21 protein-coding genes are annotated in these 23,608 nt (G+C 69.4%); 9 read left to right on the plus strand and 12 right to left on the minus strand.

The window, feature by feature from the left end; genetic code table 11:
• Positions 1–2 precede the first annotated feature (2 nt).
• Positions 3–1,544 carry an acyl-CoA synthetase gene (locus Q5Y72_RS11960; RefSeq protein ID WP_305963655.1) on the plus strand — a complete coding sequence of 514 codons (1,542 nt, stop codon included), beginning with the start codon at positions 3–5 and terminating at the stop codon, positions 1,542–1,544.
• Positions 1,537–2,343 (plus strand): hypothetical protein, encoded by an 807-nt coding sequence (locus Q5Y72_RS11965; RefSeq protein WP_305963656.1) that lies wholly within the window; start codon positions 1,537–1,539, stop codon positions 2,341–2,343. The genes Q5Y72_RS11960 and Q5Y72_RS11965 overlap by 8 nt, the downstream gene beginning before the upstream one ends.
• Positions 2,344–2,437: 94 nt before the next feature.
• On the opposite strand, the gene gap is transcribed toward Q5Y72_RS11965, so the two are convergent.
• The 4 genes from gap to purB form a co-directional block, all read right to left on the minus strand.
• Entirely contained in the window at positions 2,438–3,439 is a 1,002-nt protein-coding gene (gap, locus tag Q5Y72_RS11970) for a type I glyceraldehyde-3-phosphate dehydrogenase (protein WP_305963657.1), read from the minus strand.
• A 128-nt stretch (positions 3,440–3,567) separates the two neighbouring features.
• Positions 3,568–3,711 (minus strand): hypothetical protein, encoded by a 144-nt coding sequence (locus Q5Y72_RS11975; protein ID WP_305963658.1) that lies wholly within the window; start codon positions 3,709–3,711, stop codon positions 3,568–3,570.
• A gap of 100 nt (positions 3,712–3,811) precedes the next feature.
• Complete coding sequence (locus Q5Y72_RS11980; RefSeq protein ID WP_305963659.1) at positions 3,812–4,819, minus strand: FliG C-terminal domain-containing protein; 1,008 nt, start codon at positions 4,817–4,819, stop codon at positions 3,812–3,814.
• An 84-nt stretch (positions 4,820–4,903) separates the two neighbouring features.
• Positions 4,904–6,217, minus strand: coding sequence for an adenylosuccinate lyase (gene purB, locus Q5Y72_RS11985; protein WP_305963660.1), 1,314 nt, complete (start codon positions 6,215–6,217; stop codon positions 4,904–4,906).
• A gap of 146 nt (positions 6,218–6,363) precedes the next feature.
• On the opposite strand from purB, the gene Q5Y72_RS11990 reads away from it, so the two are divergent.
• From Q5Y72_RS11990 to Q5Y72_RS12000, 3 genes are all read left to right on the plus strand, one after another.
• Complete coding sequence (locus Q5Y72_RS11990) at positions 6,364–7,020, plus strand: hypothetical protein (RefSeq protein WP_305963661.1); 657 nt, start codon at positions 6,364–6,366, stop codon at positions 7,018–7,020.
• Positions 7,021–7,118: 98 nt separating this feature from the next.
• Entirely contained in the window at positions 7,119–8,084 is a 966-nt protein-coding gene (locus Q5Y72_RS11995) for a YihY/virulence factor BrkB family protein (protein WP_305963662.1), read from the plus strand.
• Entirely contained in the window at positions 8,084–8,419 is a 336-nt protein-coding gene (locus Q5Y72_RS12000) for an SMR family transporter (protein WP_305963663.1), read from the plus strand. Before Q5Y72_RS11995 ends, Q5Y72_RS12000 begins: the two co-directional genes overlap by 1 nt.
• Before the next feature lie 4 nt (positions 8,420–8,423).
• On the opposite strand, the gene Q5Y72_RS12005 is transcribed toward Q5Y72_RS12000, so the two are convergent.
• From Q5Y72_RS12005 to Q5Y72_RS12015, 3 genes are all read right to left on the minus strand, one after another.
• Positions 8,424–10,145, minus strand: coding sequence for a peptidoglycan -binding protein (locus tag Q5Y72_RS12005; protein ID WP_305963664.1), 1,722 nt, complete (start codon positions 10,143–10,145; stop codon positions 8,424–8,426).
• A gap of 2 nt (positions 10,146–10,147) precedes the next feature.
• A complete protein-coding gene (locus Q5Y72_RS12010) occupies positions 10,148–11,359 on the minus strand; it encodes a biopolymer transporter ExbB (RefSeq protein WP_305963752.1) in 1,212 nt (403 codons plus the stop codon).
• A gap of 281 nt (positions 11,360–11,640) precedes the next feature.
• Positions 11,641–12,204, minus strand: a complete 564-nt coding sequence (locus Q5Y72_RS12015) for a gamma-glutamylcyclotransferase (RefSeq protein ID WP_305963665.1) — start codon at positions 12,202–12,204, stop codon at positions 11,641–11,643.
• Positions 12,205–12,336: 132 nt separating this feature from the next.
• On the opposite strand from Q5Y72_RS12015, the gene Q5Y72_RS12020 reads away from it, so the two are divergent.
• Positions 12,337–13,374 (plus strand): DUF2125 domain-containing protein, encoded by a 1,038-nt coding sequence (locus tag Q5Y72_RS12020; RefSeq protein WP_305963666.1) that lies wholly within the window; start codon positions 12,337–12,339, stop codon positions 13,372–13,374.
• A gap of 10 nt (positions 13,375–13,384) precedes the next feature.
• Here the strand turns inward: Q5Y72_RS12020 and Q5Y72_RS12025 are convergent, their stop codons facing one another.
• Together Q5Y72_RS12025 and hisC are read right to left on the minus strand one after the other, a co-directional pair.
• Positions 13,385–14,317, minus strand: coding sequence for a prephenate/arogenate dehydrogenase family protein (locus Q5Y72_RS12025; protein WP_305963667.1), 933 nt, complete (start codon positions 14,315–14,317; stop codon positions 13,385–13,387).
• Positions 14,314–15,405 (minus strand): histidinol-phosphate transaminase, encoded by a 1,092-nt coding sequence (hisC, locus tag Q5Y72_RS12030; protein ID WP_305963668.1) that lies wholly within the window; start codon positions 15,403–15,405, stop codon positions 14,314–14,316. Before hisC ends, Q5Y72_RS12025 begins: the two co-directional genes overlap by 4 nt.
• A gap of 168 nt (positions 15,406–15,573) precedes the next feature.
• Here hisC and Q5Y72_RS12035 point away from each other — a divergent pair, with 168 nt between their 5' ends.
• Positions 15,574–16,860: a glycosyltransferase family 4 protein gene (locus tag Q5Y72_RS12035; RefSeq protein WP_305963669.1), complete on the plus strand. Its 1,287-nt coding sequence runs from the start codon at positions 15,574–15,576 to the stop codon at positions 16,858–16,860.
• Between the two features lie 230 nt (positions 16,861–17,090).
• Positions 17,091–18,947 (plus strand): hypothetical protein, encoded by a 1,857-nt coding sequence (locus Q5Y72_RS12040; protein ID WP_305963670.1) that lies wholly within the window; start codon positions 17,091–17,093, stop codon positions 18,945–18,947.
• 93 nt (positions 18,948–19,040) lie between these two features.
• Here Q5Y72_RS12040 and rpsD read toward each other — a convergent pair whose 3' ends face one another.
• From rpsD to Q5Y72_RS12055, 3 genes are all read right to left on the minus strand, one after another.
• Positions 19,041–19,661: a 30S ribosomal protein S4 gene (gene rpsD, locus Q5Y72_RS12045; RefSeq protein WP_305963671.1), complete on the minus strand. Its 621-nt coding sequence runs from the start codon at positions 19,659–19,661 to the stop codon at positions 19,041–19,043.
• A gap of 143 nt (positions 19,662–19,804) precedes the next feature.
• A complete protein-coding gene (gene xylB / locus Q5Y72_RS12050) occupies positions 19,805–21,223 on the minus strand; it encodes a xylulokinase (RefSeq protein WP_305963672.1) in 1,419 nt (472 codons plus the stop codon).
• Between the two features lie 59 nt (positions 21,224–21,282).
• Entirely contained in the window at positions 21,283–22,404 is a 1,122-nt protein-coding gene (locus Q5Y72_RS12055; protein WP_305963673.1) for an ROK family transcriptional regulator, read from the minus strand.
• Positions 22,405–22,525: 121 nt separating this feature from the next.
• Here Q5Y72_RS12055 and Q5Y72_RS12060 point away from each other — a divergent pair, with 121 nt between their 5' ends.
• Positions 22,526–23,554: a sugar ABC transporter substrate-binding protein gene (locus Q5Y72_RS12060; protein WP_305963674.1), complete on the plus strand. Its 1,029-nt coding sequence runs from the start codon at positions 22,526–22,528 to the stop codon at positions 23,552–23,554.
• The last annotated feature ends 54 nt before the right edge of the window (positions 23,555–23,608 follow it).

Consider the following 23,608-nt stretch of genomic DNA (forward strand, 5'->3'; position numbering starts at 1 on the left):
CCATGAATCTGGGACATCTGCTGGACCAGACCGCCCGCCGGCTGCCCGACCGTATGGCCATGATCTGGGGCGACCACGGCTGGAGCTGGTTGGCGATGCGCGCGCGCGTCGATGCGATGGCGCGGCTGCTGGCTGCGGAATACGGTGTCGGCAAGGGCGACCGGGTGCTGGTCCAGTCCCAGAACAACAACCAGATGTGGGAAAGCCTGTGGGCCTGCCTCAAGCTGGGCGCGATCTGGGTGCCGGCGAATTTCCGCGGCACGCCTGCTGACCTGCGCTGGATGGCCGAGTTGGCCGAACCCCGGCTGCTGATCTGCGAGGCGGCCTTTCCGGATCATGCCGCGATCTGCGATCTTCCGGTGCTGGCGATCGGCGCTGCCGCCTTCGGCCCCGACATCGACGCGCGGCTGGCCCTGCACGAGGCAGCGCCGCTGCGCCCAGCGGATGTGGACCGCGACGATCCGGCCTGGCTGTTCTTTACCTCTGGCGCGACCGGCAAGCCCAAGGCGGCGGTGCTGACCCACGGGCAGATGGGCTTCGTGATCGCCAACCATCTGGCCGACCTGATACCCGGCACCACCGAGGATGATGCCTCGCTGGTGGTCGCGCCGCTCAGCCATGGTGCGGGCATCCACCAGATGCTGCAGGTCGCGCGCGGTGTGCCCACGATCCTGCCCGCCGGACCCTTCGATCCGGCCGAGGTCTGGCGGCTGGTCGCGGCGCATCGGGTCAGCAACATGTTCACCGTGCCGACCATCGTGAAGCTGCTGACCGAACACCCTTCGGTCGACCGGCACGACCATTCCAGCCTGCGCCACGTCATCTATGCCGGTGCGCCGATGTACCGCGCCGATCAGCGTCGCGCGCTGGACCGGCTGGGCCCGGTGCTGGTGCAGTATTTCGGCCTTGGCGAGGTCACCGGCTGCATCACCGTCCTGCCGGCGCGGCTGCACGACGCCTCTGCCACCTGGGATCGCGAGGGCAGCTGCGGCTTTGCGCGCACGGGAATGCAGGTCGAGATCCAGGACGAGACCGGCGCCCCCCTTCCGCCCGGCCACACCGGAGAGCTGTGCGTGACCGGCGGCGCGGTCTTTGCCGGTTATTGGCGAAACCCTGAGGCGAACGCCAGGGCATTCCGCAACGGCTGGTTCCGCACCGGCGATCTGGGCCATATGGACGAGGAGGGGTTCTTCTACCTGACTGGCCGCGAAAGCGACATGTTCATCTCGGGCGGCTCGAACATCCATCCGCGCGAGATCGAGGAAAAATTGCTGACCCATCCCGAGGTCAGCGAATGTGCCGTGCTGGGCATGCCCGATCCCACCTGGGGCGAGGTCGGGGTGGCGATCTGCGTGACCCGCGACGGCAGCCGCCCGGACCTGGGCGACTGGCTGGCATCGCGCATCGCGCGCTACAAGATGCCGCGTCGGTTCCTGTTCTGGGACGCGCTGCCGCGGTCGGGCTATGGCAAGATCACCAAGAGGCTGGTGCGCGACGAGCTGGTGCGCCGCGACGCGCTGACCGACACCGGCGCAGATGGCTGAGCCGCTGCGCCATCCCGGCCCGGCCAGCGGCCCGCGCCTGCAGATGGCGCGCAGCCGGGTCAGCCGCCGCAGGATTGAGCTGGCGGCGGGCGTCCCGCTGGATCAGGCGATCCCGGCGGCCCTGCAGGGCGACGGCAGCGCCTGGATCGTCCTGGGCGGGGCGCGCGCCGATATTCGTTTCGTCCTGCCCGATCGGGCGACCGACGGGCTGCACGCGGCGTGGTATTCGCCGGTCCAGACGCTGGCGGCCGCGACGATCCATCGCGCCGGCATCGTCTGGGGGCTGCGCGAGGGCCGGGGTTTCGGGCATTGCCACGGTCTCTGGGGCTCGGCCATGGGGCATCTGCTGCTGGACCAGTCGGTGCTGTGCGAGCCCTGCATCGCCGAGGCGCTGATCTTCACCGACGCCCGGTTCGAGGCCAGCCCGGATGCGGAAACCGCCTTTACCCTTTTCAAACCGGTGCAGATGTCCGAACCGGACCGGACCGAGGCGGCGCTGCTGCGGCTGGCGCCGCATGTCGAGCTGGCCAGCGGGCTGTCCGATGCGATGGGCCGGCTGGGCTGGGACCGCGCGCGTCTTGCGGGGCTGGGCAGCCTCGATACCGCACGGCTTGCCGACGGGCGGCTGCTGGACAGTCACGCGACCGAGTTCCTGATCCGCCCCGGCGCAATCGATGCGACCGGACGGGGTGTCGGGCTGGACATCGTCGGCATCGGTGGCGCGCATCTTCAGGGGTGCCTGGCGCCGCTGGGCAACCGGATCTGCGTGACCGCCGAACTGGTCCTGACCCGCCCCTGACGCGAGACCCGCCCCGCTCGGCCCGGCTGCCTCAATGAAAGGGGCCGGCTGGCAGGGTCTACCGCCAGCCGGCCCCGATTTCCGTCGGAAGGCGTCAGATCAGCTTGCCCATCGCTACGGCGGTGTCGGACATCCGGTTCGAGAAGCCCCATTCATTGTCATACCAGGTCAGAATGCGGCACAGCTTGCCCTCCATCACCTTGGTCTGGTCCATGTGGAAGATCGAGGAATGCGGGTCGTGGTTGAAGTCCGACGAGACGAGGCTTTCCTCGGTGTATCCCAGAATGCCTTTCAGCTGGCCGTCGGCCGCCGACTTGATCGCCGCATTGATCTCGGCCACGCTGGTCTCGCGCTTGGCCTCGAAGACCAGATCGACGACCGAGACATTCGGCGTCGGCACGCGGATGGCCACGCCGTCCAGCCGGCCCTTCAGTTCCGGCAGGACCAGGCCCACGGCCTTGGCGGCACCGGTCGAGGTCGGAATCATCGACAGCGCGGCGGCGCGGGCGCGGTACAGGTCCTTGTGCATGGTGTCCAGCGTCGGCTGATCGCCGGTATAGCTGTGGATCGTGGTCATGAAGCCGCGACCGATGCCGATGCTGTCGTTCAGCACCTTGGCGACCGGCGACAGGCAGTTGGTGGTGCAGCTGGCGTTGGACACGACGATGTCGGCCGCGGTCAGCGTGTCGTGGTTCACGCCATAGACGATGGTCTTGTCGGCATTCTCGCCGGGGGCCGAGATCAGCACCCGCTTGGCGCCGTTTTCCAGATGGGCCTGGCACTTCTCCTTCGAGGTGAAGATGCCGGTGCATTCCATCACCACATCGACATGGCCCCAGGGCAGGTCGGCGGGGTTGCGGATGGCGCTGACCTCGATCGGGCCGCGGCCCACATCGATCGACGAGCCGTTGACGGTCACCGTCGCCGGAAAGCGGCCATGCACGCTGTCATAGCGCAGCAGATGCGCATTGGTCTCGACCGGGCCCAGATCGTTGATGGCGACCACCTCGATATCGGTGCGACCCGATTCCACGATGGCGCGCAGCACGTTGCGACCGATGCGACCGAAGCCGTTGATGGCGACCTTGACTGTCATGGTTCTCTCACTCCCGAGCGGATGACGTTGCGCCATCCTCTAGCCCGTGGGCCAGTCCGATGCAAATGCCCGTTGCCGAAGGGGGCTAAAATCCCGCCGTGCCCCGCGCGGTCGCGCGCCCGCGCGGCTCAGCGCCAGAAGCTGAGCGTCTCGATCACGGCATTCAGCCGGCGTCCCGCGAGGACGGGCAGGTCCAGATGCAGCCACAGGCGATCGGCCACGAGCGCCGCTGCGATCACGAGGGCCAGTGCGATGGCGATGCGGTTGGTCATCGGGTTCCCCTGCGGCGCGGCCCGGATCGGGCCCGCGCCCGCGTTCTACGCCGCCCGCGCTCGGCGGGGCAAGCCGCACCCGCGGGCCGCGCCTGTCATCCTAGTCCTCGGGTGGCAGGATCAGGGTCAGCTCGCCCGCCTCCTCGAGCCGCCTGATCGCGGCGATCACCTCGGTCTTGGCCTCGTCGATGTCGCGGGGACGCAGCTTGCCCAGGGCATCGATCTCCTCGCGCAGGCCGTCGGCCATGCGCTGTGACAGGTTCGCCAGGATGAACGCGGCCGCCGCCGCATCGCCGGCATCGGGCGCCGAAAGCGCGCGGATCAACACCGGCTGCTCGACCTCACGGATGATGCGCGGCACGTCGCGCGTCTCGATCCGGGCGGGGATGTGTTCGAAGATGAAGATGGCCCGGCGCACGCCTTCGGCAAAGCCGGTATCCTCCCTGTCCAGAGAGTCCAGAACCTCGTCGCGCAGATCGGCGGTGGCGAAGTTCAGGATCGCGCCCATCCGGTCCGCGGCGGGGGTGTCGATCGCCGGGCGGGGCAGGGCATCGGCGGCATGCAGCAGGATCAGCCCGACGCGATGCAGCGCCTCGGGGGTGACGCCGGCGGTCATCGACATGGCCTGCGCGACGGCGCGGGCCCGGTCGCGGGGCAGGTCGGAAAAGACGGCCGAGGCACGCGAGACCGGCAGCTTCGACAGCATCAGGGCGACCAGTTCGATCGACTCGGTGGTGGCGAGGGTCAGGATCACCTCCTTCGACAGCGCCGACACGCGCTGCCACGGATCGCCGCGCCCCGACATCGCGGACAGCCGGCGCAGCCGATCGGTGCTGTCATCGGACAGCTTGCCGCCCAGCATCGCAAGGGTGCCGTCAAGATCGCCCGGAAAGGTCATGCCGACCGATTCCAGCCGGTCGCAGAATTCCGCGATCACCGCGTCGCGGGTCTGCCGGTCGATCAGTTCCATCCCGGCCATTTCCTCGGCCAGCAGGGTCTGGCTTTCGCTGTCGAGCCGCGACAGATGCACCGCCTCGTCATCGTCCAGCAGAAGCCGCACGATCACCGCCGCCTTCTGCCGCTGGTTCAATCCGCCTTGTGCGTTCATGTCGTCTGCCCCGTCGGCCGCCTGTTTGCGCTGGTGGCCAAGCTTGCAGAAATTCCCTAAACGCGCGTTAGCGCCGCCGGCCGATCAGATCGGATTTGAATCAAATACCCGGCGGAAGATCGTGTCGACATGCTTGGTGTGATAGCCCAGATCGAATTTCTCCTCGATCTCGGCGGGCGCCAGGGCGGCCGTCACCTCGGCATCGGCCAGCAACTCCTCGCGGAAATCCTTGCCCTGTTCCCAGACCTTCATGGCGTTGCGCTGGACGAGGCGATAGGCGTCCTCGCGCGATACGCCGGCCTGCGTCAGAGCCAGCAGGACCCGCTGCGACATCACCAGACCGCGGAACCTGTTCATGTTCGCCAGCATGTTGTCGGGATAGACCACCAGCTTTTCGATGACGCCCGCCAGACGGTTCAGCGCGAAATCCAGGGTGATCGTCGCATCCGGCGCGATGCCGCGCTCGACCGAGGAATGGCTGATGTCGCGTTCATGCCACAGCGCGACATTCTCCATGGCCGGGACGACCGCCATCCGCACCAGCCGCGCAAGCCCGGTCAGGTTCTCGGTCAGCACCGGGTTGCGCTTGTGCGGCATCGCGCTGCTGCCCTTCTGGCCGGGGCTGAAGAACTCCTCGGCTTCCAGCACCTCGGTGCGCTGCATGTGGCGGATCTCGATGGCGATATTCTCGATGCTGCTGGCGATGACGCCCAGCACCGCGAAGAACATCGCGTGGCGGTCGCGCGGGATCACTTGCGTGCTGATCGGTTCGGGGCGCAGGCCCATCCTTTGGCAGACATGCTCTTCGACGGCGGGGTCGATATTGGCGAAGGTGCCGACCGCGCCCGAGATCGCCCCGGTGGCGACCTCGTGGCGCGCCGCCTGAAGTCGGGCGCGGCCGCGCGCCATTTCGGCGTAGAAGCGCGCGAAGGTCAGGCCCATCGTCGTCGGCTCGGCATGGATGCCGTGGCTGCGGCCGATGCGGACCGTGTCCTTGTGTTCGTAGGCGCGGCGCTTCAACGCGGCCAGCACCTTGTCCATGTCGGCCAGCAGGATGTCGGCGGCGCGCACCAGCTGGACGTTCAGCGTGGTGTCCAGGACGTCGCTGGAGGTCATCCCCTGATGCACGAACCGCGCCTCGTCGCTGCCGACATGTTCGGCCAGATGGGTGAGGAAGGCGATCACGTCATGCTTGGTGACGGCCTCGATCTCGTCGATACGCGCCACGTCGAACTCGACATCCTTTGCCCGCCAGACCGCCTCGGCGTTGGCGCGCGGGATGACCCCCAGATCGGCCTGGGCGTCGCAGGCATGGGCCTCGATCTCGTACCAGATGCGGAACTTGGTCTCGGGCGACCAGATCGCGGTCATTTCGGGGCGGGCATAGCGAGGGATCATGGCGGGCTCCTTGTCGTTGGGGCGGGCATAGCCCCGGCGCGGCATGGGGGCAAGATTTCATGCGGGCGGCGCAGGCCGGCATGGAACATTCCGCCGCCGTCAGGGGTTTCAGGGGCAGCAATGCGTCACAGCCGGAGGCAGCCGCGATGAGCCGCGAAGAAGACATCCTTCCCCTGACCGAGGCCGACCGCGTCAGCCAGACCCGTTTCGGCCCCCGGTCCGTTCCGAAGGGCCACCGCCCCGGCAGCCAGCACGGCCCGATGCGGGCCAGCCGCGTGATCGCCGACGCGCCGATGTCGCCCGATGGACGGCGACCCTATCCCACGCCCTCGACGGCCAGCAAGGTGATCGTCTGGGGCGGCGTCGCCCTTGGCGTGGCCGGGGTGACGGCGGCGGCGCTGATGGCCGCTCGCAAGCTGGCCGCCGATACGCCGGATCGCCCGCATGAGCGACCGGGCCCGACGGTCCGGCAAGGCGCGCCTCGGCCCGCGCGGCCGGCCGACACGGTGCATGTTCGTCCCGCAGCCGCGCCAGTCGCGGCGTCGCGGAAGACGGGCAACCTCGCGCGTGACCTGACCGACACCGCCAGCGAGTTGTCGGCCAGCCTGAACGGCGTGGCGCAATCGCTGGTGAGTGCCTTCGACGGATTCAGCCGGGTGGCACGGCAGTCAAGCGGCCTCGTGCGGGAATTCGCGCAGGCCGCCGATCAGATCCGCACCGTCATGGGACGCGCGGATGCCGCGCGCGGGACTGCGACGCCGCGGCCACAAGATCGAGATGAAAAGCGCCGGCACAACTTGTAGTCGGGGCATGAGCGGGTCTAGCCTGCGCGGAAACCACCCGACAGGCAGGAACAAGGCAGCAGATGACAGGCGCCCGCAGACCCGGCATTCTTGATGCCTTGCTGGACGATCTCGACGATGACACGCGCCGCCGCTTCGGGCTGGCCGGCGTGGGCGCCCGGCCGCGGTCCGGGCGGATCGGCCCCGGCGGCGGCGACGTGATCGCCATTCTTCGCCGCACCGTTGACATGATCGGCGAGGACCGGGTGACCGCGGTGGCGGGCGGGATCACCTTCTTCGGGCTGCTGTCGCTGTTCCCTGCCATCACCGCCTTCGTGTCCATCTACGGGCTCGTCGCCGACCCGGCGACGATCACGCGGCATCTGGACATCCTGCAGGCGCTGTTGCCCGAGGGGGCGCTGGACATCATCCGCACGCAGATCGAATCGATCGCGGCGACCCCCGGATCGGTGCTGTCTCTGGCCGGGATGGTCGGCCTTCTGGCGGCCTTCTATTCGGCCAATGGCGGCATGAAGGCGCTGCTGTCGGCCCTGAATGTCGCGATGTTCCAGACCGAGACGCGCGGCTTCCTGCGCCTGAACCTTGTCGCCATGGGCTTCACGCTGGGCGGGCTGCTGATCCTGGCGACCATGCTTGCGGTCGTCGCGGTCGTTCCGATCCTGCTGGAATGGCTGCCCGACTGGCTGCCGCTCAGTGCGGACGGGGCGGCGCTGGTGTCGCTGCTGCGCTGGCCGCTGCTGTTCATGGTGCTGGTCCTCAGCCTTGCCGCCGTCTATCGCTGGGGGCCGGCGATCCGCGGCCCGCAACGGCGGCGCGTGGCGCCCGGCGCCATCATCGCCGCGGTCGCGCTGGTCGCGACCTCGATGCTGTTCAGCTGGTATGCAGCGAATTTCGCGAACTACAACGAGACCTACGGCTCGCTGGGCGCGGTGATCGGCCTGATGATGTGGCTCTGGCTCAGCGCGACCATCGTTCTGTCGGGGGCCGAACTGAACGCCGCGATCGAACATCGCCTGCGCGAGATCGCCGGGCAGGACGCGCCAGCGGCGCAGGAGGGGGGCTGATGGGTTCGCCCTATGTCGCGCTGGTGCTGGCCATCGGCCTCGAGGTGGTGGGCACCTCGCTGTTGCAGCGATCCGCCCAGTTCACCCGGCTGTGGCCGACCCTGGGCATGGCGCTGTGCTATCTGGCAAGCTTCTACCTGCTGTCGCTGAGCCTGCGCGTGCTGCCCCTGGGCATTGCCTATGCGATCTGGAGCGGGCTGGGCATCGTGCTGGTCGGGCTGATCGGGCTGTTCCTGTTCGGGCAGCGGCTTGACCTGCCTGCGGTGATCGGGCTGGGGCTGATCGTTGCCGGGGTGATCGTGGTCAACCTGTTCTCGAAGACCGTCGGGCACTGAGCGTTCAGCGTTCGGTCAGCTTCAGCTCGATCCGGCGGTTCTGCGCGAGGTCCTCGGGGCGGGTGCCATCCGCCACCGGCCGGGTGTCCGAAAACCCCGCCGCGGCAAGGCGATCGGGCGGAAAGCCGATCTGGTCGGTCAGATAGCGCACCACCGCCAGCGCCCGCGCCTGGCTGAGTTCCCAGTTGTCGCGCCACCGCCCGCTGCCCGACAGCGGCGTGCTGTCGGTATGGCCGTCGACGCGGATGATCCAGTCGATCTCGGGCGGGATCTCGTCCGAGATCTCGGCCAGCAGCCGGGCCACGCTGGCCACCTGGTCCTGCCCCGCCGCCGACAGGGTTGCCTCGCCGGGGGCGAACAGCACCTCGGACTGGAACACGAATCGGTCGCCCACGACCTGTACGCCCTCGCGCCCGGACAGGATCTGCGACAGCCTGCCGAAGAACTCGGACCGATAGCGGGCGAGGTCGCGGGCCTCCTCTTCGGCCTTCAGCCGGGCCTGCTCTTCCAGGGCCAGCCGGCGATCCTTTTCCTCGGCGGCGCGCAGCAGGGCCGCATTCAACTGCTGGCCAAGGTCGGCGACGCGCAGTTCGGCCTGCTGCTGATCGGCGCCGGCGGTGTCCAGCAGCGCCTGCAGCGCGCCAAGCTGCGCGGTCAGCGAGGCGACCTGTTCGTTCAGCAGCGCGACCCGCCGCTGGCTGTCCTCGGACAATGATTCCTGCCGGGCCAGCGCCTCGCGCGCGGTCTCCAGCAGGGCGGCCTGCCTCTCGGCCTCGCCGGCGGTCTCGGCGGCCCGGGCGTCAAGGTCGTCGCGCGCCGCCTCGGCCGCCGCCAGCAGGGTCAGGGTCTCTTCGGCGGCGCGGCGGCTTTCCTCGAGCGCCAGGGTCATCGCGGTCAGTTCGCTGTCGGCCGATTCCAGCCGCTCGCGCAGCAGGCGCGCGGCCTCGGCCTCGGCAAGGCGCGCCGCCTCGGCCTCGTCCAGCCGGGACTGGCTCGCCGTCAGGTCGGATTGCAGCGCCGCGGTCGCCGCCTCGGCGCCCTGGTTGCGGCGGCGCAGATCGGCAACCAAGGCCTGCAGCGCGGCGCTGCGGGCCGCGGCAAGCCGCGCCTGTTCGGCCTCGGCGTCGGTTTCGCGCCGCGCCGCTGCCACCGCCAGTTCCGCCGCCGAGGCCCGCGACTGTGCCTCCTTGAGCCCGGCCTGCAACGCGCCGCGATCGGCCTCGGCGCGTGACTGGTCCTCGGCCCGCGCGGCGATCAGGGCCGCGACCTCGGCCTCGAAATCCGTCAGCCGCAATGTCGCGGCATCCAGTTCCGCGCGGCGGGTGGCAAGCTGGTTGTTCATCCGGGTGATGCGGGCGGCGCGGTCGCGGGCCTCGGCCTCGGCCCGGGCCAGTGCCGCCTCGGCGCTGTCGGCACGGCCCTGCTGCCGGTCCAGATCGCCCTGCAACGCGTCCTCGCGCTGTTCGGAGGCGGTCAGCGCCTGCCCCAGTGCGGCGACCTGCCGCCCCAGGCTGTCCAGCCGCTGTTCCTGGCGGGCGATGGTGTCCTGCTGGCGCAGGATGCGGTCGTCCTGACTGGTGATCTGCTCGCGCAGGACCGACTGGACGATCATGAAGATCGTCAGCACGAACATCAGCACCATCAGCAGCGCCGTCATCGCATCGACGAAGCCCGGCCAGATCGTCGCCGCAAAGCGGTTCGAGGACGCGGCGCGGCGCAGCGACATGGTCAGCCTTCCCCGCGCGAGATCAGCGGGTCCTTCAGCAGATCGTCGCGGAACGGGTCGTTGAAGCGCGCCGCCCGCACCGCCCGCGTCAGCACGAGGATGTCCGAACGCAGCTCGGCCAGCATCTCGTCGCGTCCCTCGCTGAGGTCGGCGGCAAGCCGGGTCAGCGCCGCCTCTATCCCGCCCATGTCTGGCGCGGCGGCGGGCATGGCCGGGCGCTGGCGATCCTGGTCAAGCGCGCGTTCCTGCGCCTCGACCATGCGGCCAAGCGCGGCGGTCAGCCCGGCAAGGCGCGCGTCGGCGGCCTGCCGGTCCGCCTCGGCCTGCCCGGCCAGCGCCTGTACCGCCTCGGCCATCACGACGATGCGTTCATCCGCCATGATCGCCGCATCCTCGCGCAACGCATCGCGTTCGGCGTGGAATTGCTGCAGCCTGTCCATCTGGCCGGCCATCTGGTCCAGAAAGCCCGCGATCACCGCCTGGTCCAGCCCCTCGCCCTCGGAGGCGGCCAGGCTGACGCGGGTAAAGCCCGACATCCATTCCTCAAGCTCGCGGTAGAAGCGGTTCTGTCCATGGGTGACGAACAGTTCCAGCAGGCCCACGACCAGCGATCCTGCGAGACCCAGCAGCGACGAGGAAAACGCCGTGGCCATGCCGCCCAGCTGCGCCTCGAGCCCGCCCATCAGCTTTTCGAACACCTCAAGCCCGGTCTCGCCCTCCTGCGGGGCGAGTGCGCGGATTGTTTCGACGACCGCCGGAACGGTCGTCGCTAGCCCGTAGAAGGTGCCAAGAAGGCCCAGGAAGATCAGCAGGTTGGCGAGGTATCTTGTGATGTCGCGCAGCTCGTCGATGCGGGTCGCCACCGACTCGAGGATCGAGCGGGCCGAGCCGGTCGAGATGACCCCGCCCGCCGGCCCGCGCGTGCCCAGAAGCGCGGCCAGCGGCGCCAGCAGGCGCGGCGCCGCGTCGCCATCGCCCTGACCGCGCGCCGCCAGGCCCTTTTCGATCGCGTTGCGGCGCCGCCCGGCAAAGCGTTCGATCCAGCTGACCGAGCGGACCAGCTGCCCGACCTGCCAGAAGCAGGCCAGCACGCCAAGCGCAAAGACCGTCAGGATCAGGCCGTTCAGCCAGCGGTTCGCCATGAAGATCGGCAGGATGCGGCCATAGGCGATCCAGCCGCCGACCAGCACCAGCGCCAGCACGCTCAGCATCATCAGGATCTGGCGGACCGGCTGCGAGAACTGCGGCGCCGTGCTGGTCGTGCCGCCGCCCGCGCGGGTGGCGCTGATGCGCCGGTCGGGCAGGTGCAGGCGCCGGTCGGCCCTCTGCGCGGGATCGTCTGGCCGTTGGCCGTTGTCTGGATCGCTCAAGAGGTGCCGGTCCCGTGATCGTTGCCCGTCAGGTCGTCTTGCGGGCAAGTGTAGGACGCGGCCCCGCACTTGCCAAGCAATCCAAAGGTCAAGTTGTCACGGCCTGCCCCGAGGCCCGGCGCGGTTCACCGCGGCCCATCGGGGCGGCGGGTCTGGTCCAGCAGGCGCCGGACATCGGCCGAAAGTTCCTCGAGCCAAGGATCGGCCAGCCCGATCTCGGCCAGGTGGCGCGCGGTGTTGAACAGGTATTCGGCGTTCGGTCCGCGCCCGCCGGTGGCCCGCGCGATGATCTCGGCCTGCTCGCGGTGGCACAGATTGCCGACATATTGCTCGTGGTCGCGCCGCATCACATAGGCGATCGCCTCGATCCGGCGCCCGTCCTCCAGTGCCACCGTGACCAGCTGTTCCTGATAGGCGCCGGTCACCAGCTCGCGTTCGCGCAGATACAGCATGACATGGTCGTGGTCCTCCTCGGCGACGCGCAGCGCCAGGCCGCTGCATTCGGCGCCCTGGTCCACGTCCAGCCCCAGCACCAGGCCCGGCGTCTCGGTGGTGCCGCGATAGCGGGTCGAGCGCATGCAGAATGTGCGGGCATAGCCGGCCAGCCGCGCCTTGACCGTCTCGGCGGGGTGAAAGCCGGGGTCCCACATCAGCGACCCGTAGCCGAAGATCCAGAAAACCTTTTGCATGGTCGCCAAGCCCTTTCTCGTCCGTCGAATCTAGGACACGATGGCCGCCGATGAAAGACCTGCGCGGCAGAGGCCCGGACCGAACCGGCGGCCCGTGGCGCAGGCGGGGGCAGGGGCGGGACAGGGAAACCGATGCGCGCATTTCTGGTGCTTTTGCTGCTGATCGCGGCGGCAGTTGCAGGATTGTGGCTGGGTGGCGAAAGCTGGCTGGCCTCGGAGGCTGGCCGTCAGGCGGCGGCGCGGCGCGACCTTGCCCTGGCCGAGGCCCGCCCGCTGCGCAAGCTGGGCCGGATCGGCGTTGAACTGGTCGAACCGGCCTATACGTCTGGCGATGTGTCGCTGGCGCTGCCGGGTCTGGAATTATGGGTGGCGCCGGCGGATCCGGCCGCGATCCGCGTGGCGCTGCCCGACCGCGCGCTGCTGAGGCAGGCGGGGCGCGATCATCGCGTGGACCTCAGGGGCGGGGCTGGCGCGCTGCGGGTGTCGCCGCTGCATGGCGGGGCGATCCGGCAGGCGGGGATCCAGGCGGCGATGCTGACGCTGGACGGCGCGCCGCTGGCCGAGGCGGTATCGGTCGACATGCAGATGGCCGGGCTGGGCCACGAGGCGCCGCGCGGCGCCCGCGCCGCCTATGACGCCACCCTGACGCTGGCCGGGATGCGGCCGGGCGGGCTGGCCGCGATGGGCGCCCCGACGCTGCCACTGCCGGGCGATCTGTCGGTGACGGGGGCGCTGCGGGTGTGGCTGGACGGCATCCTCGATCTCGCGGTGGTGCGCGGCGCAGCGGCGCCACCCGCGCCGGTGGCGCTGCGCGCCGACGGGGTCGAGGTGACACTTGGCGGCGCGACGGCGCGGCTGGCCGGGATGATCCGCCGCGACGCCGCCGGCCGGGCCGAGGGGCGCCTGGCGATCTATACGGGCGACGGGGACGCGCTTCTGCGTGCGGCGGGCGAGGCGGGAATGCTGCCGGCCGAGGGTGCGATGCTGGCCTCGGCGCTGCTGGCTGGGATCGGCCGGATGCCCTTTCCGCCCGAGTCAGAGGCCGACGGCATGACCCTCCCCGAAGCTGCGGGGCAGGAACTGCGCCTGCCGCTGGTCATGCGCGGGGGGCGGCTGTTGCTGGGCGATATCGACCTTGGTGCCGCGCCCGCGTTCCCCGCGTGGCGATAGGGGCGCGGCGTCAGGCCTTCGGCGCGGGCGGCAGGCCGACGCGGCCGAAATCGGGCGCCTCGGTATCCTGCCCGGCCTCGATGATGCCGCGGCGGATGGCGCGCGTGCGGGTGAAATAGTCGAACAACTGCTGGCCGTCGCCCATGCGGATCGCGCGCTGCAGCACGAACAGCTCTTCGGTGAAGCGGCCGAGGATGTCCAGCGTCGCCTCCTTGTTGTGCAGGAACACGTCGCGCCACATGGTCGGATCGCTGGCCGCGATCCGGGTGAAGTCGCGAAAGCCGGCGGCGGAATACTGGATGACCTCCTCGCCCGAGACGCGGCGCAGATGGTCGGCCACGCCGACCATGGTGTAGGCGATCAGATGCGGCGCATGGCTGGTTACCGCCAGCACCAGGTCGTGATGGCCGGCATCCATGCTGTCGGTCTTGGCGCCCATCGCGCGAACCAGATCGCCCAGCCGCCCGATCGCCGCCGCGTCGCTGTCCGGCAGCGGCGTCAGCAGCCACCAGCGGTTGCGAAACAGCGTGGCAAATCCCGCCCGCGGGCCGGAATGTTCGGTCCCGGCCAGCGGATGACCGGGGATGAAATGCACGCCCGCGGGCAGATGCGGGGCGACCGCGTCGATCACCGCCTGCTTGACCGAGCCGACATCGGTGACCGTCGCGCCGGGCTTCAGATGCGGCCCGATTTCGGCCGCGACGGCGCCCATCGCGCCAACCGGAACGGCCAGCACCACCAGATCCGCGTCCGCGACAGCCGCCGCCGCGCTGTCGGTGACGCGGTCGCACAGGCCGATCTGGCGGGCGGTCTCGCGGGTCTCGGCGCTGCGGGCATGGCCCACGATCTCGCCGGCCAGACCGGCTTCACGCATCGCATGGGCCATCGATCCGGCGATCAGCCCCAGCCCGATCAGGGCGACGCGCTGATAGATCACGCTCATGCCCCGGCCCGCCCGGCCATGAAGCCGCCCAGCGTCTCCAGCACCCGCGCACAGGCGGCCTCGTCACCCACGGTGATGCGCAGCGCGCAGGGCAGCTCGTAGCCGGCCACCCGCCGCACGAGGATCCCGGCCTCGCGCAGCGCCGCATCGGCGGCCTCGGCCTCGGCCGGCGAGGCAAAGCGAGCCAGCACGAAATTGGCAAAGCTTTCATCGCAGGCAATGCCCATCTGGATCAGCGACTCGCGCATTCGCGACCGCATCCGCGCGTTCAGATCGGCGCAGCGGGCGGTGAAGCCGCTGTCGCGGATCGCCGCCTCTGCCGTCGCCAGCTGCGCGCTGGACAGGTTGAAGGGCTGGCGGATGCGGTTCAGCACGTCGATGATCGCGCGGCCGGCATAGCCCCAGCCGATGCGCAGCCCGCCAAGGCCGTGGATCTTCGAGAAGGTGCGCGTCATCACCACGTTGGGATAGCGGTCCACCAGCGAAGCCCCCCCGTCGAAGCCGGCCACGAATTCGGCATAGGCGCCGTCATGGACCAGGATCACCCCCGCGGGCAGACCGGCGGCCAGACGGTCCAGCTCATCGCCGTCCAGCATCGTTCCGGTGGGGTTTGCCGGGTTGGCCAGAAAGACGATCCGGGTGCGCGGCGTCACCGCTTCAAGCACGGCGTCCACGTCGATGCGCCGCTGGGCTTCGGGCACCGTCACCGGGGTGGCGCCCACCATCCGCGCGAGGATCGGATACATCGAGAAGCCGTGCTGGGTGGTGATGATCTCGTCGCCGGTCCCGGCATAGGCCTGGGTCACGAACTGCAACACCTCGTCCGAGCCGACCCCGCAGATGATCCGGTCGGGATCGAGCCCATGAACTGCGCCGATCGCCTGGCGCAGCGACGCATGATCGGTCGAGGGATAGCGGTGCAGGCTGGCCGATGCCTCGGCAAAGGCCGCGGTCGCGCGGGGGCTGCAGCCGAGCGGGTTTTCGTTGGAGGACAGTTTCAGCACCTCGTCATGCCCGGCCAGGCGGCTTTCGCCGCTGACATAAAGCGCGATCTGCATGATGCCGGGCTGTGGAGTGATCTGGGTCATGTCGGCCATCCTTCGGTCCGCGCCGGTCTAATGGCCGGGGCGGATCATGGGAAGTGGCGAAATGTCCACGAGGCCGCGCGGCGATTTGTTTCGGCCTTTAGGGGGAATTTCTTTGCCCTCGCCTGCCGGCTGGCCGATAAGGGCAAGGTCACGAGTAGCAATGATGCCATGTCCGACGCCACGCCGCCCAAGATCCTGATCGTCGCCCCCAATGCCTCGGCCCGTTTCGGCGGCGAAGCGTTCCTGCCGTTGAACTATTTCCGCATCCTGTCGCGGCGCGGCCATCCGGTTCACCTCATCGCCCATCACCGCAACGCCGAGGAATTGCTGGCGCTGCCCGATTGCGACCCGGCGCGGATGCATTTCGTGCCCGACACGCGCTGGCACCGGCTGATCTGGCGCGCCTTCGCGCGCTTTCCCGAACGCGTGCGCGACCTGATCGGCGGCGGGCTGATGACCTGGCTGAACGAGCTTTACCAGGCCCGGCTGATCCGGCAGCTGGTCGCGGCGGGCGAGGTGGACGTGATCCACCAGCCGATCCCGGTCTCGCCGCTGATCCCGTCGAGCCTGCACCGCTTCGGCGTGCCGCTGGTCATCGGGCCGATGAATGGCGGGATGGACTATCCGCCGGGCTACGAGGATCACGAGGGCGGCGCGACCCGTGCCTCGATCCTCATGGGGCGGCGCCTGGCGCTGCTGCTGAACCGGATCAATCCGGGCAAGCACAGGGCGGCGGTTCTGCTGGTCGCCAACGAACGCACAAGGCGCGCCCTGCCGGACCCGCATCACCCGCGCATCGAGACGCTGATCGAGAACGGCATCGACTTCACCCGCTGGCGCGCACCGCCGGCGGCGCCCAACGGTGACGGTGGCCGCCCGCCATCCGCGCCCGGCCGGCTGCGGCTTGTCTTTCTGGGGCGCTTCGTCGGCTGGAAGGCCATCGACATCACCCTGCGCGCCGTCGCGCTGGCGCGGGCCGGGGGGGCGGATGTGACGCTGGACCTGCTGGGCGACGGCGAGGGGCGCCCGGCGCTCGAGGCGCTTGCACATGATCTGGGGATCGCGGGGCATGTCGTCTTCCACGGCTTCCAGCCGCAGGACCGCTGCGCCGAGGTCCTGGCGCAATCGGACGCGCTGGTGCTGAATTCCCTGCGCGAATGCGGCGGCGCGGTCGTGCTGGAGGCGATGGCGATGGGCCTGCCGGTCGTGGCCAGCGCCTGGGGCGGCCCGCTGGACTATCTGAACGCGCAAAGCGGCATCCTGGTCCACCCCGTCCCGCGCGAGGAGTTTCCGCAACGCCTGGCCGGGGCCTTCGCCACCCTGGCCCATGATCCCGCGCTGCGGGCGCGCATGGGACAGGCGGGCCAGCAGATCGTGCGGCGCGATTTCGACTGGGAGGCCAAGGTGGACCAGATGCTGCAGGTCTATCGCGAGGCGCTGGACCCGGCATCCTGAAGCCCGGAGCGGCACGGCCGGAACGATTGTATTCGGGCGACGATCCGCTATACGCCGTGGTCAAGAGATGTGCTGGCTGGGATTGGCCATGTCGCGGGCGGCGAGCGTTGTTGCCGGGGCCGCCTGACTCAGTCGATCCTTGGCGGCACCGCCACCACGCAACCCGACCGCCTCCGGTCATCGTCCGACGCGCCCCGGACCGGAAGCCCCTCGCCAAAGAAGCCGCAAGCATGAAGCATGACAACCAGATCACCCCGTCGCGCCCCGATGGCGCGGCGACATGGCGTGGCGCCGAGGATCTGTCGCAGGCCGTCCATCGGCTGCAGGGCCTGATCTGGCCCGATCGCGATGTCAGCACCGAGGAGGCGCCCTTCTTTCGGCTGAAGGGCAGTGCGGGCCTGTCCTCGAAGGCCCGCCGGATCACCTTCGCGACCGGCGGCGAGGCGCGCTTTGGCACCTGGTTCAACCTCTTCAACGTCAGCAAATGGGTGCGCCGCTGCGGGCTGCGCCAGCTGAGCCTGTCGCTGGAGGGCAGCGGGCGTTTCCATCTGGTCATCCAGCAGGCCCGCGCCGGCCGGTCGTCGGAACGGATCGTCAGCGAGATCATCGACCTCGACGGGATCGAGCCGGTGGGTTTCGATCTCAGCGAGGCTCTGCATCCGCAAGGCGGGGTGGTGTTCTTCAGCCTGCGGGCGCTGTCTGACGGCGTTCTCACCGCGGCCGACTGGACGACGACCGACCCGCTGCGGCGCAGCCCCCGGCTGATGGTCTCGATCACCACCTTCCGCCGCCCCCAGGCGGTGGCGCGGTCGGTGCGGCGCTTTGAACGGTTCATCGCCGCGTCGCAGCTTGACGGGCTGATCCGCATGCAGGTGGTCGACAACGGCCAGGACAGCGGGCTGGCACCCTCGGCGCATGTCGATGTCTACCCCAACCCCAACCTGGGCGGCGCGGGCGGCTTTGCCCGCGGCCTGATCGAGGCGCGGGCTTCGGGCGCGACGCACTGCCTGTTCATGGATGACGACGCCGCCAGCCACATGGAGAGCCTCGAGCATAGCTGGATGTTTCTCGCCCATGCGCTGGACGACCGCACCGCCATAGCCGGCGCGATGATCGACGAGGCGCATAAATGGGCGATCTGGGAGAACGGCGCGATCTTCGACCAGAGCTGCCATCCGCTGTTCATGGGCACCGACCTGCGCGAGATCGACCAGGTGCTGCCGATGGAGCACAACACCGCGCTGCCGCCGCCCGACAAGCTGTATGGCGGCTGGTGGTTCTTCGCCTTCCCGCTGGAGCGCGCCCGACATCTGCCCTTTCCCTTCTTCGTGCGCGGCGACGATGTCAGCTTCTCGCTGGCCAATGATTTCGACATCGTGCGGCTGAACGGCGTGGCCTCGTATCAGGGCAACTTCGCCGAGAAGGACAGCCCGCTGACCTTCTACCTGGACCTGCGCAGCCATCTGGCCCACCATCTTGCGCTGCCCCGGATGGAGGTCGGCCGTCGGGCGCTGGCGGTGATGTGCTTCCGCTTCGCCGCCCGCTGCATCCTGCGCCACCATTACGACAGCCTCGACGCGGTGAACCTGGCGATTCGCGATGCCATGAAGGGCCCCGGCTTCTTCGCCGCGAATGCCGATGCGGCCGAGCAGCGCGCGCAGATCAAGGCGCTGACGCGCACCGAGATCTGGCAGGACCTGCCCGCGATGCTGCCCAGGGACCGCGTGCGCATCGACCCGGACCATCCCCTCGGCCTGCTGCTGGCCAAGGTGACGGGAAGCGGCATGGTCATTCCCTTCCTCGGCCGGGTCGGTAACCGGCGGGTGCTGTCGTCCGAGCAGCGCGGCGCGATCCGCCCGGTCTGGGCGTCGGCCTCGCTGACCTATGTCGACACGAAGAACGACAAGGTCATGCATCTGGCGCAGGACAGGCGGCGGGCGATTGCCGGGTTGTGGAATACCTGCAAGGCGGTCTGGGCGCTGTCGCGCCGCTACGACGCGCTGCGCGACCAGTGGCGGCAGGGCTATGACGCCACGACCCTGTCGCAGGATTACTGGAACGGCGCCTTGCACCTGCCGGCCGACTAGGCCGCCGCCGCGCGGGTCGCGGCGACGTCACCGGGCATGAAAAAAGGCCGCATCTCCGGATGCGGCCTTTCGCGTCTCGAGTCGTGGCGAAGATCAGTTCTTCGCGTAGAATTCGACGACCAGGTTCGGTTCCATCTGCACGGCATAGGGAACGTCGCCCAGCGCCGGGGTGCGCACGAAGGTCGCGGTCATCTTGTTGTGGTCGACATCGAGGTAGTCGGGCACGTCACGTTCGGGCAGGCCCACGGCCTCGAGAACGATCGCCAGCTGGCGCGAGCGTTCGCGGATCGAGACGACGTCGCCTTCCTTGACGCGGTAGGAGGCGATGTTCACGCGCTGGCCGTTCACCTCGACATGGCCGTGGTTCACGAACTGGCGGGCGGCGAAGATCGTCGGCACGAATTTCGCGCGATAGACGACGGCGTCCAGCCTGCGCTCCAGCAGGCCGATCAGGTTCTCGCCGGTGTCGCCCTTGACGCGCTCGGCCTCGGCATAGATGCGGCGGAACTGCTTTTCGGTCAGGTCGCCGTAATACCCCTTCAGCTTCTGCTTGGCGCGCAGCTGGGTGCCGAAATCCGACAGCTTCTGCTTGCGGCGCTGGCCGTGCTGGCCGGGGCCGTATTCGCGACGGTTGACCGGCGACTTGGCGCGGCCCCAGATGTTCTCGCCCATGCGGCGGTCGATCTTGTACTTGGCAGACGTGCGTTTGGTCACGGCTGATCTCCTTTTGTCAGTTTCAAAAGGGCGTTGTCCTTTGGCTTGCGCCCGACAGGCATCCCCTTGCGGAGGCCGCCAACACCAATGAAGTGCGGGCTTATAGACGGGTTCGGCGCGGTGTCAAGCACCGCCCGTCGCGATCAGGCCCGCTGCGCCTGCAGGCGGGCAAGCGCCTCGGCCCAGGCCGGCAGCAGGGCCGGGTCGGGGTCGAACCGCCCGGCGATGTCGGGCGTGGTCAGGACTTCGGCGCCGGCGCCCGTCGCGGCCATCAGCGCCAGCCGGGCGGCCCCGAAGCCTGCCCCGGTCTCCGCCCCCGCGGGACGCAGCACCGGCACGCCGGTCGCCTGCGCCAGCATCGCCAGCCACAGGTCGGACCGCGCGCCGCCGCCCATCGCGATCAGCGCATCGGCCCCGCCGCCGGCGGCGCGCAGGGCCTGCATGTTCTCTGCCAGGGCCAGCGTCACGCCTTCCAGGACGGCGCGCGTCAGCTGCCGGCGGTCGGTGCGCGCCGACATGCCGGTGAAGCCCGCGCGCTGCGCCGGGTCGTTCAGCGGCGTGCGTTCGCCGGTCAGGTAGGGCCAGAAGGCGATGCGCCCCGGCTGGCCGGGCTGGGGGTCAAGCTCGGCCAGAAGGTCGGGCGCGGCGCGGCCGATGATGCCCGCCCACCAGTCGAGGCAGCTCGCCGCCGACAGGATCACGCCCATCTGGTGCCACTGGTCGGGCAGGGCGTGGCAGAAGGCGTGGATGGCGGTGTCGGGCGCCGGCAGGAAGCGGTCGGTCGCGGCGAAGATCACGCCCGAGGTGCCAAGCGACACGAGCCCCGGACCGGTGCCGGTGATTCCCGCGCCGATGGCGGTCGCGGCATTGTCGCCTGCGCCTCCGGCGACCGGGATGCCGGCGGGCATGCCAAGTTCGGCCGCCACATGGGCGCGCAGATGGCCGGCCACCGCGCTGCCTTCGGCCAGATCGGGCATCTGCTCGCGCCGCATGCCCGTCGCTGCAAGCAGGGGCGCCGACCAGTCGCGGACGGAAGGGTCGAACCAGGCGGTGCCCGAGGCGTCGGACATGTCGCTGATCGCCTCGCCGGTCAGCCACAGCCGCAGGTAATCCTTGGGCAGCAGCACCCGCCGGATGCGCGCGAAGAGGTCGGGCTCGTGGCGCTGCATCCAGACCAGCTTGGGCGCGGTGAAGCCCGCAAAGACGATGTTGCCGGTCACGGCGCGGAATTGCGGATCGGCGTCCAGCGCCTCGGCCTCGTCCGAGGCGCGACCGTCATTCCACAGGATCGCGGGCCGCAGCACATGGTCGGCCGCGTCCAGGCAGACGGCGCCATGCATCTGTCCCGAAAGCCCGATCCCGGCCACGCGGTCCAGGGGCATGGCCAGATCGGCGATCGCGGCCCGGGTCGCGTCGATCCACGCCTGCGGGTCCTGTTCGGACCAGCCCGGTTGCGGGGTCTGCACGCTCAGCCGGGCATGGCCGGTGCCCAGCACCCGATGCGCGTCGTCGATCAGCACGACCTTGATCCCCGAGGTGCCCAGATCGATTCCCAAGAACATGCCGTCCCTCCCTCTCGTCGCGGCGAGATTGGGGGATTTGGCGCGGCAATGCCAGAGGGTCAGCCCAACTCGCCGTCGAGTTCGAAGAAATGCGACAGCGGCAGGGCGGCGGCGCCCAGCACGCGGGCGTGACGGCCAAGGCTGCCCTCGACGACCTGTGGGCGGTCGAGGCCCGCGCTTGGCATGGCCGCGATGGCGCGGCGGGTCGCGTCGGCCAGCCGGGTACGGGTGCCGGGCGGCACCGCGCCGTCGATCACCACCAGCGGCAGGTCGACCAGCGCGACCGCCGACATCGCCGCGAAGGCCAGGGCCTCGGCGGCATCGTTCACCCAGACCGCCTCGGTGGCGTCGGGGACGTCCCAGCCGATGTCGTCGGGCGGCAGCGACCGGCCGAGGCGCTGTTCCAGCGACGAGACGGAAGCGCGATCCAGCAGCTGCGCGCCGCCCGCCAGCGGCATCGAACCGAGCGCGCCGGCATTTCGCGTCGGTCCGTGGCGCAGCCGCCCGTCCAGCACGATGCCACCGCCGCAGAAATGCGCGATGTAGACATGCAGGAAGTCCGGTGGCAGCCGGTGCTGGCCGAACATCAGCTCGGCCCCGCAGGCGGTCGTCGCGTCATTGTCGAGAAAGACCGGAAAAGGCAGGTCGCGCGCCAGTTCGCCCCGCAGGTCGCGATCATGCCAGATCCGCATCTCGGTGCCCCAGTCCCACAGCCGGTAGGGGGTGGCGATCCCCAGCCCCCTGATTCGGTCCCGCACGGCGGAGGGAGTATTAGTCAGGAAGGTTGATATACCCTGCCGTGCGAAGGCAATCACACGGTCAGGGTCGGGGAAGCCATAGACCTCCTGCCGGTGCAGGCGGACCTGCCCGGCAAAGTCCACCAGCGCCAGTTCGACCAGCCTCCGGCCCAGCTTCAGCCCCAGGAACCGCGCCCCTTCGGGGTTCAGCGCAAGCGGCGTCGAGGGCTGGCCAACCTTGCCGCGCACGACCTCGGACTCCTGAAGGTAGCCTAGCGATATCAGCTTTCTGGTCAGCTTGGTGATGGCCTGCGCCGACACCCCGCAGGCCTGCGCAAGGGCGGCGCGGGGCATCGGTCCGCGACGCCGCACCATGCCCAGGATCTGGCGCTCGTTTCGGCTGAGATCGCCGGCATCAAGGCGGTCGCTTCGGTCGTCTGGCATGGCGTCTTGCCTCCCCGCCGACATTAATCAACTTAATTGAGTTATTGACAAGCGAAAAGATCTCATGCTTTGTGAGGGCAAGGCGGGCAGATGTTCCGCTTGTCTGGAGGAGAGTTCTGAAATGACCATCACGACCGCAATCCGCCTGTCCCTTGCCGCCTCGGTGCTGGCCCTTGGCGCGGGCACGGCGCAGGCGCAGGAGCCGGTGAAGGCCTGCCTTATCACCAAGACCGACACCAACCCGTTCTTCGTCAAGATGAAGGAGGGCGCCGAGGCCAAGGCCGCCGAGCTGGGGGTCGAACTGAAATCCTATGCAGGCCGCGTCGACGGCGACAACGAGGCCCAGGTGGCCGCGATCGAGGCCTGCGTGGCCGATGGCGCCAAGGGCATCCTGCTGACCGCCTCGGACACCGCCGCGATCGTCGATTCGGTCAAGACGGCGCGCGATGCGGGCATTCTGGTGATCGCGCTGGACACGCCGCTTGACCCCATCGACGCGGCCGACGCGACCTTTGCCACGGACAATTTCGCGGCCGGTCGGCTGATCGGCCAATGGGCGGCCGCGACCATGGGCGATGCCGCCGCCGACGCCAAGATTGCGCTGCTGGATCTGGCCATCTCGCAGCCGTCCGTGGACGTGCTGCGCGACCAGGGTTTTCTTGAGGGCTTCGGCATCGATCTGGGCGATCCCAACAAATGGGGCGACGAGACCGATCCGCGCATCGTCGGCAACGAGGTGACGGCCGGCAACGAAGAGGGCGGCCTGACCGCGATGGAGGCGCTGCTGGCCAAGGACCCGGACATCAACCTTGTCTACACCATCAACGAACCGGCTGCGGCGGGCGCCTATGAGGCGCTGAAGGCCGTGGGCAAGGAAGGCTCGACGCTGATCGTGTCGGTCGATGGCGGCTGCCCCGGCGTGGCCAACGTCAAGGACGGCGTGATCGGCGCCACCTCGCAGCAATACCCGCTGAAGATGGCCTCGATGGGCATCGAGGCGATCGCGGCCTTTGCGAAGGACGGCACCAAGCCGACCCCCACCGAGGGCAAGGACTTCGTCGATACCGGGGTGACGCTGGTCACCGACAAGCCGGTCGAGGGCGTCGAGTCGGTCGATACCGCCAAGGGCGCGGAGCTGTGCTGGGGCTGAGGCCCGCGCAGGCATCGCCTGCATGATCGAACAGCGAAGGGGCGGTGCCGGTGC

Source organism: Paracoccus spongiarum, from assembly GCF_030732095.1.
Classification (GTDB): Bacteria; Pseudomonadota; Alphaproteobacteria; order Rhodobacterales; family Rhodobacteraceae; genus Paracoccus; species Paracoccus spongiarum.